Source organism: Ignavibacterium sp. (assembly GCF_025998815.1).
Lineage (GTDB): Bacteria > Bacteroidota > Ignavibacteria > Ignavibacteriales > Ignavibacteriaceae > Ignavibacterium.
In genome coordinates this window covers 3,199,479-3,212,500 of record NZ_AP026678.1, presented here as the reverse complement: position 1 = coordinate 3,212,500, position 13,022 = coordinate 3,199,479, and the positions used below count along the sequence as shown (strand labels likewise).

General features: G+C 32.8%; 13 protein-coding genes (1 of these 13 only partly in view). 1 reads left to right on the top strand and 12 read right to left on the bottom strand.

Annotated elements, in window-relative coordinates; all coding sequences use genetic code 11:
* Together rfbB and Q0X14_RS13920 are read right to left on the bottom strand one after the other, a co-directional pair.
* On the bottom strand, positions 1-21 hold the 5' portion of the coding sequence (gene rfbB / locus Q0X14_RS13925; protein ID WP_297839873.1) for a dTDP-glucose 4,6-dehydratase. The gene continues 993 nt to the left of window position 1, outside the view; 21 of the gene's 1,014 nt are visible here — the first part of the coding sequence; the start codon lies at positions 19-21; the stop codon falls past the left edge of the window.
* 1 nt (position 22) lies between these two features.
* The gene (locus tag Q0X14_RS13920) at positions 23-736 is read right to left on the bottom strand and encodes a hypothetical protein (protein ID WP_297839870.1); all 714 of its coding nucleotides are present in this window, start codon (positions 734-736) and stop codon (positions 23-25) included.
* 92 nt (positions 737-828) lie between these two features.
* On the opposite strand from Q0X14_RS13920, the gene Q0X14_RS13915 reads away from it, so the two are divergent.
* Entirely contained in the window at positions 829-1,713 is an 885-nt protein-coding gene (locus Q0X14_RS13915; RefSeq protein ID WP_297839867.1) for an NAD(P)-dependent oxidoreductase, read from the top strand.
* On the opposite strand, the gene Q0X14_RS13910 is transcribed toward Q0X14_RS13915, so the two are convergent.
* The 10 genes from Q0X14_RS13910 to Q0X14_RS13865 all read right to left on the bottom strand — a co-directional run bounded on the left by Q0X14_RS13910 (position 1,710) and on the right by Q0X14_RS13865 (position 12,533).
* Positions 1,710-2,564: an N-acetylmuramoyl-L-alanine amidase-like domain-containing protein gene (locus Q0X14_RS13910; RefSeq protein WP_297839866.1), complete on the bottom strand. Its 855-nt coding sequence runs from the start codon at positions 2,562-2,564 to the stop codon at positions 1,710-1,712. The two genes, Q0X14_RS13915 and Q0X14_RS13910, sit on opposite strands and share 4 nt — an antisense overlap.
* A 22-nt stretch (positions 2,565-2,586) precedes the next feature.
* Complete coding sequence (gene dnaB / locus Q0X14_RS13905) at positions 2,587-4,014, bottom strand: replicative DNA helicase (RefSeq protein WP_297839864.1); 1,428 nt, start codon at positions 4,012-4,014, stop codon at positions 2,587-2,589.
* 117 nt (positions 4,015-4,131) lie between these two features.
* On the bottom strand, positions 4,132-4,884 hold the full coding sequence (locus tag Q0X14_RS13900) for a uracil-DNA glycosylase (protein ID WP_297839861.1): 753 nt from the start codon (positions 4,882-4,884) through the stop codon (positions 4,132-4,134).
* 90 nt (positions 4,885-4,974) lie between these two features.
* Positions 4,975-5,271, bottom strand: a complete 297-nt coding sequence (gene rpoZ / locus Q0X14_RS13895; RefSeq protein WP_297839858.1) for a DNA-directed RNA polymerase subunit omega — start codon at positions 5,269-5,271, stop codon at positions 4,975-4,977.
* 1 nt (position 5,272) lies between these two features.
* Positions 5,273-5,848, bottom strand: a complete 576-nt coding sequence (gene gmk, locus Q0X14_RS13890; RefSeq protein WP_297839855.1) for a guanylate kinase — start codon at positions 5,846-5,848, stop codon at positions 5,273-5,275.
* A 2-nt stretch (positions 5,849-5,850) separates the two neighbouring features.
* Entirely contained in the window at positions 5,851-6,732 is an 882-nt protein-coding gene (locus tag Q0X14_RS13885) for a YicC/YloC family endoribonuclease (protein WP_297839852.1), read from the bottom strand.
* Positions 6,733-6,805: 73 nt separating this feature from the next.
* Entirely contained in the window at positions 6,806-8,842 is a 2,037-nt protein-coding gene (locus tag Q0X14_RS13880) for a BamA/TamA family outer membrane protein (protein WP_297839850.1), read from the bottom strand.
* A 28-nt stretch (positions 8,843-8,870) separates the two neighbouring features.
* Positions 8,871-9,446: a hypothetical protein gene (locus Q0X14_RS13875; protein WP_297839848.1), complete on the bottom strand. Its 576-nt coding sequence runs from the start codon at positions 9,444-9,446 to the stop codon at positions 8,871-8,873.
* Positions 9,447-9,468: 22 nt separating this feature from the next.
* Positions 9,469-10,143 (bottom strand): L,D-transpeptidase, encoded by a 675-nt coding sequence (locus tag Q0X14_RS13870; protein WP_297839846.1) that lies wholly within the window; start codon positions 10,141-10,143, stop codon positions 9,469-9,471.
* A 239-nt stretch (positions 10,144-10,382) separates the two neighbouring features.
* Complete coding sequence (locus tag Q0X14_RS13865; protein WP_297839844.1) at positions 10,383-12,533, bottom strand: YCF48-related protein; 2,151 nt, start codon at positions 12,531-12,533, stop codon at positions 10,383-10,385.
* Positions 12,534-13,022 lie beyond the last annotated feature (489 nt).

The window sequence follows — 13,022 nt, the reverse complement described above, 5'->3', positions numbered from 1 at the left end:
AGTGACTAAAATTGTTTTCATATTAAAAAGAAAAAAATCCTCCAAATATTCCAAGTTGAATAAAAAATGATTTACTGTTAAGATTATCAGGTACATTACTAATTGCCTGATTATTATTTGCTTTCCAGTTGCCGCCAAAGGTAAAATGATATCCGGCTCCTAACCTTAAAGCAATAAATCTGTATATAGGATAATCAATGTTCAGAGTTGGTGATAACATCCACGAGGTTCTGGATATTCTTAAAAGATTATTTCCTGAGGCTATCGAGAAAATGTTATTCCAATCGTTTGATTGACTATTCTGAAAAATTTCCATAGTTAGTGAACTAGCACCGATAACAGCACCAAGTGAAACCCCAAAATCTTTAACAAAAGGCAAAGTATATTCAATTGTTACTCCACCTCCACCTATAGAATAATCGACCTGATAATTAGCTATTGAATTTGAAAATGAATTGCTAACCAAACCTCCAAATCCTAAGCCACCAATTCTTAGATATTTAATAAAACCTATATAAATATAACCACCACCACCTGTTGTAAATATTCCTTTGTCAGAGAATTCTGGAAAATTATTCTCAGTAAGTTTTGAGTTAATAGCATCAAAATTTGTAAAATAAAAAGATGGCGTAAATCCTCCTCCTCCTCCAAATGGTGCATCAAAAAATTTTTGCGACTGTGAGAATGATTTGCCAACTGATGCTATTACAAATAATAATATAAAAATCTTTTTCATAATTATATCTTTATTATTCTTAAATTTACCAAAGTGATTTCAATTAGCAAAGAAACTAATTCTTCCATATCGCTAAATATTAAGTTTGAAAAATGAAGATATTCATTACCGGCGGAAGCGGATTTCTCGGACAATATCTGAACAGAGTTTTATCCGAAAAACATCAGATACTTACAACATTTTACAGTCATACTGGTAATTGTAAAAATTATAATTCTCTACAGTTAGATTTAAGAAACCTTGCAGAGTTAAGAAAAATTTTTATAAACTTTTTGCCAGATGTTGTTATTCACACTGCAGCAATTAGCGATACAATTTTGAATTCGAATGTTTCAACCAAAGAAGTTTATGAAATAAATGTTAATGTAACTGAAGAACTAGCAAAACTTTGCCAGGAGTTTAATGCTAAAATGGTTTACACTTCAACTGATTTGGTTTATGCCGGCTATCGTGGTTCATATCTGAAGGAAGATGCCAAGTTAATTCCGGTTTCTCTTTATGCCGAAACAAAGCTTATGGGCGAAGTAAAGATAAGACAGGTCTTTAATAACTACATAATATTACGAACAGCATTACTCTTTGGTTTTGGATTAAATCATTCACGTAGTCATTTTCAATATTTGTATGAACAACTTCGCAATAATAAACCGGTTAAGGTTTTTATTGATCAATTCCGATCACCGATTTCTGTGATTGAAGCTGCCAGATTGATAGATAATATGTTAGATAGAAATATTAACGGAGAAATAATAAACTTTGGAGGACCAGAGAGGGTTTCGAGATATGAGCTTGCTGAAAGATTATGTGACATTGCAGGATTTGATAAAAAGCTTCTTATTAAAATTAAATTAGATGATATGCCTGAACTTCCAAAGGTTGAAGATGTTTCAATGAATATTGATAAACTTAAATCATTCGATTTAATACCAAAACAACTTGATGAAATGATTAAGGAAGTGATTAAAAACCAAAATTAAATTTCATTAGCCCGCAGAACTATTATTCCTGTGTGCTTTTTGATTTTTTTAACATAACCTGAAATTGAATCCTCAGAAATTTGAACTTTGCTTCCAACCATTGGTGCATGCATAAAATGAATTTTTCCATCAGCCATTTTTACCGCGATACCAACATGTCCAATATCCAATCCTTTGTCACTTGTAGTCAGTGCAATTAAATCGCCATTCCGAATTTTGCTTTCCACTTTTGCAATTTCATTTTCAGGAATGTAATGATACTGACGACTATTGATTTCCTGTTCCTGCTTTTTTATTTCATTAACAAATTCAGGATTAGATTTTAGATGTTTATACAAATGTGGATTTTCAGACATAAAATTTACTTTGAAATTTATTGGTTTGCCGCCAATTTCTTTCGTTACATCTTTTATCAAACCTTTGTTAGTGTTATGGTAAATCCAATCAGAAAAGTAGTGAAGTCTTGAAGTATAATCGTTAATCTTTCCATCACGATATCTTATTAATTGTAATTCATTCCTAAAGTCTTCAAAAGATGTTTTGTTTTGTTTAATGCATCGTGCAAGACTGAAAGTAGTCTCCAGAAATGTTGTACAGTCTAACCCTGAAAAATTAATAACAAGTTGTTCTGTATCTGTAACTTCTAAAGTATGTGCTTCATAGGGAGTGTTTAAGAATGTTTTTCCAACTTCTGCAATTACATCACCAATTGGTTTCTGTGAAAGATTTTTTTCAATTGCAAAAGTGAATCTGCTTTTACATTCCGAAATATCTTTATCCGAAAAAACCTGAGCAAAAGTGATTTGTACTACGATAAAAATAAGCAAAATAATTTGGGAGTAATTTTTCATTTCAACTTTCAAAAAATATTTATCAAATAATATCTTCCTCTGGAATTGGAGAATATTCAGCTAACTGACGAGCGTGAGCCAGGTTTTCAAATCTCGCATACTCTTTTATGAATGCAAGTTTAACCGTACCGGTTGGACCATTTCTTTGTTTTCCTATTATCACTTCTGCGACGCCTTCCAAAGATTCACCGTTCTCATCTTTTTCAATACCATAATACTCCGGACGATTAAGAAACATAACAACATCCGCATCTTGTTCTATTGAACCTGATTCACGAAGATCTGAAAGTTGTGGTCTTTTATCAGAACGGGATTCAACTGCACGATTCAACTGAGCAAGAGCAATTACTGGTATATTTAATTCTTTTGCCAATGCTTTTAACGATCTTGAAATATGAGATATTTCTCTTTCACGACTTTCTGCTTTAGCCGGTCCTTGCATAAGTTGAAGATAATCTATAATTATCATTCCCACCTTCTTTTCTGCTTTAAGTCGTCTTGCTTTTGCACGAATTTCAAGAACAGTTTGTGAAGGAGAATCATCAACATAAATCGGAGCAGAAATTAGTTTATGAGCATTCTTACTAAGCTTAGCTCCTTCTGAGTGAGGGAGTTTACCTGTTCTAACAAGATGTGCATTTAATCTGCCTTCAGCACAAAGTAATCTGATTACCAACTGCATTGTTGACATTTCAAGACTGAAAATTCCGACAGGCACTTTATGATCTATTGCTGCATTTCTTGCAAGAGTGAGTGCGAATGCAGTTTTTCCCATAGAAGGTCTTGCAGCAATAATTATTAAATCTGATTTCTGAAAACCACCAAGTATTTCATCAAGTTCATAGAAACCGGTTGGTACAGCAAAATCGCGATGAGTTTGTGTGTGTATTGCTTCAATGTATTCAATCGCATTTTTAACTGCTACATCCATTCCCTGATAGTTTCTTTTCATCTGAAGTTCAGATATCTCGAATATCTTTCTTTCTGCTTCATCGAGTATTTCAAACGCATCCTGATTTCCATCATAAGCTTCTTTTGCAATCTGATGAGCACTTTGGATCAATGATCTAAGTATCTGTTTCTCAACAATTATTCTTGCGTGTGTTTCGATTAATGCTGCAGAGCCAATGTTTTGCGAAAGCTGACTTATATATGCTGCGCCACCAACTTGTTCAATCTGATTTCTCTTCTTTAATTCTTCATAAACAGTTACAACATCAACAGGTTCGCCAGCTTCAAAAAGTGAAATCATTGCTTCGTATATCAACTGATGTTCTCGCTTATAAAAGCTTTCTGTGTTAAGTATTGCGATCGCTTTAGCAATAGCTTCCTTCTCAATAAGCATTGCACCAAGAACTGCCTGTTCAACCTCTGGTGCAGATGGAGGAACATTTCCGGCAGGTATAATCTGCTGTGTTGAGTTGTTATTCTTTTTAGTTGTCTTTGCCATTTTTCAAAATCAATTTATTATTCATTGAACCATAACTTAAATCTATTAGAAAATATTTTATCAATCCTCTGCTGGAAAATCATAATTTGAAGTTTCATTGTCAATATTTTAAGTAAATTACTTTACAATTTCATCATACATTTTTCTGAATTTTTTAACATCCTCCCAGCAATCTTTTTTCCAGTTTGGATTTCTTAATAAAGCTGCTGGATGAAATGTTACCATTACTTTAATACCTTCATAATCAAAAAATTTTCCACGCAAAGCAGTAAGTGATTCTTTCTTTCGTAACAGACCTTTTGCCGCTGTTAATCCAAGACATAAAATCATCTTTGGCTGAATAAGAGATATTTGTTTTTTCAGATATGGAATACAGGTCTCCATTTCTTCGGGCAAAGGAGTTCTGTTTTCGGGAGGACGACATTTAACAATGTTTGCTATATAAACTTCATTACGTTCAAATTTTATTGCTTTCAAAATATCGGTTAACAGCTGTCCGGCTCTTCCAACAAATGGTAATCCTTGTTTGTCCTCTTCAGCTCCAGGACCTTCCCCAATAACCATTACTTCCGCATTTGGATTGCCAGAACCAAAAACGAAATTATTTCTGTTTTTGTGCAAAACACATTTAGTACAGTCTTTTATAAGTAAATTCAACTCATCAAGACTTTTTGCATTTTGCCAATCTTCAGATAGTTCAAAAAGATTTTCTGATTCATCAGCTGGTTCACGAACAACTTCAATCACTTCAGGAATTTCATCATAGCGCGTTTTTGGTTTTGGTAATTTTTCTTCAAACAGATAATCACCAAAAATACTTTGCTGATCTTTTAGTGCTTCAATTATTTTTTTCTTCGGGATAGATTTCATAATCATTTCAGAAAAATAAAAAGTCATCCTGCGCTTAATCGAGGATGACGATAAATTAAAAAGAACAAAATATTTTTTACTATTCAGTGATTATTTTGTTGTTTTATATCTGTACTCGATTTTTCCTTCGAGCAGTTCATTTAATGCCTGAAGATGCGGTTTTTCTCTCTTCTCAAGTTCGAGCGCAAGTTTCAATTGCTGTGGGTTTGTAACATCTTCAGCATCATCATCTGTTGATGACTGTGGTATTGAATTAATCAATGCATTGAATTCAATTTTATTTTCATCATTTAACTGACGAGCTCTTTTTGCAGCAACTATTATTGCTTCGTAAACATTCGATGCTCTTTGATCAATTTGTCTTAAATCAACGGGACTGATATTCATATTATTTCTCCTTTTTTAATATTTCATTTATTAAACTTTTTATTTGCGAAGTTACTTCTTCCAAATCTTTGTTAACGAAAATATAATCAAATTTATCTTTGTAGCTCAACTCCATTTTTGCTCTATCAATTCGCTTTTGAAGATCAGCTTCACTTTCTGTTCTTCGTTTTTTTAATCGGTTTACTAATTCTTCAAATGATGGTACATCTATAAAAATTAAAATAGAATCAGGAAACAATTTTTTTACCGACAGCGCACCTTTAACATCAATTTCAAGCAAAACCGTTTTCCCATTTTCAATATTATCCAATACGAAAGTTTTTAATGTTCCATAGTAATAATCATAAAACCTTTCCCACTCTATGAATTCATTATTTTTTATTTTCTCCTCAAATTCTTTCTCGGATAAGAAAAAATAATGAACACCATCAATTTCATCTGGTCTTTTGGGTCTTGTTGTAGCTGAAACCGAAAAAACAATCTCGGGAAATTCAGAAAGAATTCTTCTGACAATTGTAGTTTTTCCTCCTCCGCTGGGCGAAGAGATAACAATTATTTTTCCCTTTTTATCACTCACAACTATTCGATATTCTGAATTTGTTCTCTTATTCGCTCAATCTCTTCTTTAATAAACACTGTATTATGTGTAATGTTTACAGATAGAGTTTTTGAAGAGATTGTATTTGTTTCGCGATTCATTTCCTGACAAAGGAAATTCAATTTTCTTCCAGGTTCCTGTTCTTTATCAACAGCTTCGATGAAAAATTTCAGGTGACTTCTAAGTCTTACACATTCTTCAGTAATATCTGCTCGCTCAGCGAGTATAGCTAATTCCATCTGCATTCGGTCATCCAAAATTGACTGAGCTTTATCTTCCAACAACAGCTTTACTTTTTCCTGGTATTTTATAAAATGCTCATTAACACTGCCCTGACTCAACGATTCAATTTCATCTAATTTTTTTTCAATTAGTTTAATTCTTTTCTTTAAATCTTTTTCTAATTCTTTGCCTTCTTTTTTCTTCATCTCGAGAAGATTATCAATTGCGGAATTTAAAGCGTTAGTAACAACTTTAAATTCTTCTTCAGATATTTCCTCAATAGTTGATGTAAAAATATCTCTGCTATACAGAATGTGTTCTAATTTTATTTTATCAGAAATTTTTGCCGCTTTTTTTACCTGCTTAAGAAGCGATAAATAATTTTTAAGTTTATGTTCATCTAAAGCAATTTCATCTTCTGCGAGTCCGTTTTTCTTTAGAAGAATAACAACACTCAGTTTTCCTCTTTTGATTCTGTTCTTAATTAGTTCACGAAGTTCGTATTCTTTATTCTGAAGTAATTGAGGAAGTTTCAGAAATAACTCGAGATAGCGACTATTGATACTCTTTATTTCAACATCAACAACAAATTTTTTATTTCCGGCAGAAGCTCTGCCATAACCTGTCATACTTAAAATCATATAAACATCCTGATTAAGAGTGCCAAAAATAACTAATTATAATACCGCAGCCAAGATTTAAGTGATTAATAACTTAGAATGCCTCGCCAATACCGAAATGAAATTCCAGATTTTTCAAAAATTTCTTCTGAAAAACAGTTTTTTGATCATCAGGATTGTATAATTTGAATCCGAAATCCAACCTGAATGGGGCAATTGACGAGTAATATCTTATTCCAAATCCGGCAGCAACAGCAAACTGATTTATCACAACTTTTTCATATCCGTTCCAAACATTTCCATAATCAGCAAACAAAGCCAAGCCAAGACTCTCAGCAAACTTTCTTCTGAATTCAACTGAGCCCTCAATTAAAAAAGTTCCTCCACGAGGAGTATTATCACCTCTCGTTCTTATTCCGAAATATTCAACAGTGTCTTTTGGTAAAAGCTCTCTTGATCTCCAGCCACGGATTGAGTTACTACCACCGGCGAAGAAAGTTTTGTTAGGTGGAATCAAATCGTAAGAACCTGAGAGAGATTGAATGTATCCGGATTTTATTTTGAATCCAACAATTCCTTTTCTATCCCTCGAAATACTCTGAAAGAATGAAAATGATGTTTGAATTTTCCAGAATCTTCCTGTTTCATTTACTTCGCCTTGAACATTGTCTACTACCAGCTTTGCATCAGTTTCTGATTGAAAGATTTCAGGATAAAAATAAAGGTTATAACCTTCTGAGGGAAATAAAAAGTTATCGGTTTTGTAAGAACCAGTTTCAACACCAAATGCAGGTGTTATACTTTTCGCGTTGAAAGATATTGTTGATTGGTTATCTCTTGCCTCATAATCAGCAACTTCAATTGAAAATTGTGGTTTAAGTAGTGTAATAAATGTATAAACCGGCATTTCAAAATCGAATGCCTGATTTGCACCATAAATTCTTTCTGTCTCTCTTAGTAATGTTGATGCCCGATAATATGCTTTTGTTGTAGTCAATATCGGCTTTCCAAAAAGATAAGGTTGCTCTAATCTTAATTCGGTATCAAGCACTCCCTGATATGTTGAATCACGATTTTCGGATGATTTAAAAAGATTAGAGAAGTTAAAATTGAGAATATCAATTAATCTGAATGAAGTTGACAGAGTTAATTTTCTCGCATCACCGAATAAATTTTTTCTGATGAAATCAATTCCCAAACCTGTATTAAATGAACTGAATTCATTATCAGCTTTTATTTCAGGTGAAATTTCATTCAATGTTCCTATCTGAGTTGTAACTTCGATTGGAACCTGAAAGTTGGCTGTATCTTTTATAACCGGATTAATTGCAACAGAACTGAATAATCCTGTCCTTAATAACCTTATTTCACTTCGCTCCAATCGTGATTGATCATAATTTTCTCCTGAAGGAATGTTCACTATTTCTTTTATCAGTTCATCCGTTATCTCTTCGGCTCCAATTCCGGATTTGAAAATTCGCATTCCATCAATGTAATATTTATCACCGCTTTGCAAATAGATATTTACATTAGCAGAATGAGAAACGCTATCTTTCAGAACAACAGTGCTATCGTATTGAGCAAACAGGTATCCATTGTTTGCAAGATATTTCAACATTGAATTTATATTCGATTGCACTTCTGATTGAATATATCTTTTTTGTGGTTCAATAGTAACGGAGTTTATTACTAACTGATTCTGTTCTTCAGGTGAAAGTTTTTCCAATCCAAAAATTTTTATTTCGCCGAATACGGCTACTTTTCCTTCGTTAATTTTATAAATCAGAATTGCTGATTCAGCTGAAGTATCAAAGATAACTTCGTGTGTGACCTTTGTATGGAAAAATCCGTTGGCGAGATAAAAATCAACGATAGCTTGTTTATCGAGTGGTATTTTTAATGAATCGAAATACTGCTTCTCACTTCCGAGTGGTGTGAATGTATAAAGAAATTTCCACAACCAGAAAGGAGATTCCTTACTTTCAATCTGCGAAAGCAAATCTGTTTTGCTGAAAGAGTTATTCCCTTCAAAACGAATTTCTGCAAGTTCAAATGAGCTGCTTCTCTGTGCAAATGAGAATACAGATAAAATGAAAAATGAAATGATTATGGTAGTTCTGAAAAAAATCATTACAGCTCAGTTTAAAGAAAAAAGTTTGTCAATCAATTTTAATATCTTCTTCAACAATGCGTAGTTTCGGATAATCTCTTTTGAAGTAAGAATAGAAAAATTCCCTTATATACCTATCCTGTGTATTTGGTGATATGTAAAGTGAAGGAGGAATTTCGGGATCTGCAACAAGATGAGCGTAATAAATTTCTTTTTTACCAAAATCGATTATGTAAGAAATAACTTCTCCTCCACCGCTTCCCATAAAATAACCCTGGGAGTTATAATAAATCATCTCATAATTTCTCATTGGAAATTTTATTTTATCAACAAGACTTTCCTTGAATGAACCGTCGAGTGCTTTTGTTTCAAACTTTATTTCAAACTCATTATCTATTTGCTGTAGTTGATAAAATTTAATTCCCCATTCTGATTTATCATTTTTCTCTATTCCTGCAATAATCGTCTCTTTATCCGATTCATCGAATACTCCACCAAAAGCAACTGAAACATTTTCATCAAAAAATTTTTTAACAACATCAAGAACCTGCTTTTTGTCTTCGTAATTTATTACAGGAATTTTTTCACTTTTATCAGAGCAACTGATAAAAATTAGAATTAACATAAAAAACAGAAGTTTAAGATTTTTACCTGATAACAATTTTCGTCCCTACCTTTACTACTGATAATAGTTCATCTATGTTTTCATTACTTAAAGCTATTGAGCCATCCGTCCAGTTAAAAACAAACGGAAGGTTTTTAAAGAAAAAGTTTAATCTTCCAATTCCGTGAATGCCAATGTTTCCACCGAGTGCAGTATCATCACTAGTGCAATCACCGTAATAAAATTCAAATTTCAGTTTGTTGAATTCACGCTGTGATATTATTCCCTTTCTTAAAGCTTCTGCGGCATCATCAAGATTCGGATAATTTATCTTAATGAACTTATAATACTTATACTGTGGAATAATCTCGCATATTTTATATTCACCTACCGGAGTTGCGCCGTCATTTGCAAGTTTCTTTTTGTCTGAAAGATTTCTGCCAAAACTTGCTCTGTAACTCTTTATCAGCACATTACCTTCATAGAGTTCAAGTGTAAATTTCTTTCTATCAACAATAATACTCACATCATCCAAAGAGGTAAAACCCTTTTCAAGCATTGCCTGTTCGAGCGGAATCTCTCTCTGGTTTAGCAGAATTCCATAAGCAAGAACACCCGCCAGAAAAATAATTATTGTAACGATAGTAAGAATAATATTTCTTATCAAAATACCGTCAACAAATCCGAATATTTTTTTCTGTCCGTTCAGTTGTTCCAATTGCTAAAAACTTCACTAAAAATTATTTGGAAAAATAATTAAAATAAGATTAACAGTGGGTGATTAAATGAGGTGAGCGGTTCAATAAGGTGAGGCGAGGTTTACAGGAATAACGTATACGGATTTTAAATAAATTGTAGGGACTTGATATGGCAAGTTTCTTCATTTATTCATTCAATTTTACCTACAAAAGATAGGCACTCAGTCATTCAATTAATGTGTAAAGTTTTTCATTCAAACTATTTTGTCAATATCATCTTCTTCACTTCTGTAAACTCACCTATTGTCAGTTTGTAGAAATATACTCCGCTGCTAAGCGCTGACAGACTAAAAGTCTGTCCTACATTAAACTCAACCTCATAATTCCCTGCTTCTCGGTACTCATCTACTAATGTGGCTACTTCTCTTCCCAATACATCATAAACTTTTAGTGTTGTTCTTCCACTTACAGGTGACCGCCAGCTGATTTTGGTTGATGGGTTGAAGGGATTGGGATAATTATGGAAAAGTTGAAATGACTTTGATAAATTATTTACATCCTCATTCATTGAAGTAATTATATCAATTTCATACAGGCCTGTTCTTCGTGTTCCAAAAAATAATTTATTACTTGCATCTTCTTTAATATCTGATAAATAATTGTTTAGACCAATTTCCTTATCAATCCCTATCCAAGAATTACCAAAGTTCGTTGAAATGTAAACACTATCAGTTTGGCCCCCAAAACTTGCCCCATCTGTAATAACTAATCCATTATCTTTTGCAAATACAGAATAAGTATACTTATTAAAAAGAATTTGTTCAAAATTATTACCTCCATCAGTAGAGCGCAAAATGCCTTTCAGAAAAGGATCGGAAATAAAAACATAATTATTGTCAGTAATAGCTATAACATTATTTTCATCGGGCAAATTGAAGCCAGAAAATAATGAATCAAATGAATTCCCCAAATTTTTTGATTTATAAAGAGTCTCATTATTTGAAATAAAGTTAAAACCAGTACAAAACAAACTTTTATTTTTAATGATTAGAGTTCTTGAAAAAAAGTGTGTTATTATAGGAAGGATATTCCAAGAAATCCCTCCATCTGTTGATTTTCTTAATTTAAATTCAGTTGAAGCAAATAGTGTATCATCACTTGCAACTAAAACATTATAAACAGACATTAATGTATCGGCAGTAAGATTTGTTAGTTGCCAACTTTTTCCTAAATCAGTTGATTTAAACAAACCCTCATCAAAAGTTGCAGCATATAGATAATTAGAAGGTGACATTGAAATTGCTTCAACATTTTGAAGACCCATGTTTGTCCATCTTTTTGTTATCCGATTATATTTCTGAACTCCAGAAGGAGTTGAAGTAAAAATTAAGCTGTCACCACTAAATACAATATTTTTTACTCTCGAAATTGGCAAACCAATATGCTCAAAAGAATTACCATTATTTGTTGACCGGAAAACACCTTCATTTTCTGACCCAATAAAAATATCACCTTGTTTGTTGAGTTTAAGACGAAAAACTTGTTTTCTATAAAGTCCTCTTTTGTATTGTTCCCAGGTTTGACCTAAGTCTGTTGTTTTATATAATCCATCTTCTTTAGTCCCCGCATAAAGATCCCCTTTTGAATCAAATGCTAAGGATAAAACAATTTTTCCGGCTAATCCCAGTTGAGTCCAGTTTTGTCCTCCGTCTGTTGAATAAAAAACACCATTTCCATTATCATAATATCCGGTGCCACAATAAATATTATTAGCTGAATCAATAAGGATTGAGGAAACAGGAATAGTTGAGAGAAAATTATTCTGAGCCCAGGTTAAACCATTATCTGTTGTGGCAAATAAACCATTGTGTGTGCCAGCATACACTATATTATTTGAATCAGTTGCAAAAACCAATGGCCTGAGATTGGCAGAAAATATCCAATTATTGCCATAATCTGTTGAACGATATAACTTCCCATATTGACCATCTCCAGCAAACATTACTCCATCTTTGCTTTGTCCAAATGCCCAGCACTCGCCTGTATTATAACCGGTTCTTCTGTTCTCCCAGGTTTTGCCATTATCTGTTGAGAGGTATATTCTGCCTTGAAAATTTGTTCCCACCCAGATATGATCTTCCTTTGTTATATAAATTGCATAGACTTCAAAGTCTTCAAATTGTGTTTCAATCTTAAACCAGCTATTCCCATTATCGGTTGATTTATACAAACCGGAGTATACATTCCAATCAGGATATACTCCGGCATAAATTTCACCCAAGGAATTAATAGCCAAATCACCGACAATACCGCCCATTGGTCCGCCGGTATGTTTCCAAACCAACTGCTGTGAATTAGAATAATCCTTAAATAAACAAATAATAAAAACTAATGTAAGTATTCGCTTCATTTTCTATCCTCTTATTGTTAGTTAAAGTAAATTTTTTATTAACAATGACACATTAAATAAATTGACCTATGTAAAATCAGTTGTATAATCTTTATTTGTTTTGCAGCAGAAGAGATTGAGGAAGTTGTTTTTGTTGTGTTTGTTATCAGAAGCATTGTATGCTCCATAAAGCTCTGTGTTGTTCTGGATTGCATACTTTAGCCATTCCCGCTCCGCCCAACAGAGAGAGAGAGAGAGAGTAATCCGTCGGCTGACGGATCGTGCCAGAAGAATTTTTACTTTAATAATTTTCGTGCTAATTATTCCCACTGTCCACACAATAAAAATCTCTAACCCAAATAGCAAGAATTTTTTCTTAAAGTCAAGTTAAATTTTAATTAATAAGGGACGGAGGAATTAGATATGAGAAATATGGAAATAAGTGTAAATGTTTTGAATATTCGAAGCATCAATCTTTAAAATCAAAAAGGCGAGTTGATTAACCCGCCT

Bases quoted from the DNA above. Each gene is read 5' to 3' on its own strand.
- Q0X14_RS13865 (WP_297839844.1), bottom strand. From the start codon at position 12,533: ATGAAGCGAATACTTACATTAGTTTTTATTATTTGTTTATTTAAGGAT.
- Q0X14_RS13915 (WP_297839867.1), top strand. From the start codon at position 829: ATGAAGATATTCATTACCGGCGGAAGCGGATTTCTCGGACAATATCTG.
- dnaB (WP_297839864.1), bottom strand. From the start codon at position 4,014: ATGGCAAAGACAACTAAAAAGAATAACAACTCAACACAGCAGATTATA.
- rpoZ (WP_297839858.1), bottom strand. From the start codon at position 5,271: ATGAATATCAGTCCCGTTGATTTAAGACAAATTGATCAAAGAGCATCG.
- Q0X14_RS13920 (WP_297839870.1), bottom strand. From the start codon at position 736: ATGAAAAAGATTTTTATATTATTATTTGTAATAGCATCAGTTGGCAAA.
- Q0X14_RS13900 (WP_297839861.1), bottom strand. From the start codon at position 4,884: ATGAAATCTATCCCGAAGAAAAAAATAATTGAAGCACTAAAAGATCAG.
- Q0X14_RS13875 (WP_297839848.1), bottom strand. From the start codon at position 9,446: ATGTTAATTCTAATTTTTATCAGTTGCTCTGATAAAAGTGAAAAAATT.
- Q0X14_RS13880 (WP_297839850.1), bottom strand. From the start codon at position 8,842: ATGATTTTTTTCAGAACTACCATAATCATTTCATTTTTCATTTTATCT.
- Q0X14_RS13885 (WP_297839852.1), bottom strand. From the start codon at position 6,732: ATGATTTTAAGTATGACAGGTTATGGCAGAGCTTCTGCCGGAAATAAA.
- Q0X14_RS13910 (WP_297839866.1), bottom strand. From the start codon at position 2,564: ATGAAAAATTACTCCCAAATTATTTTGCTTATTTTTATCGTAGTACAA.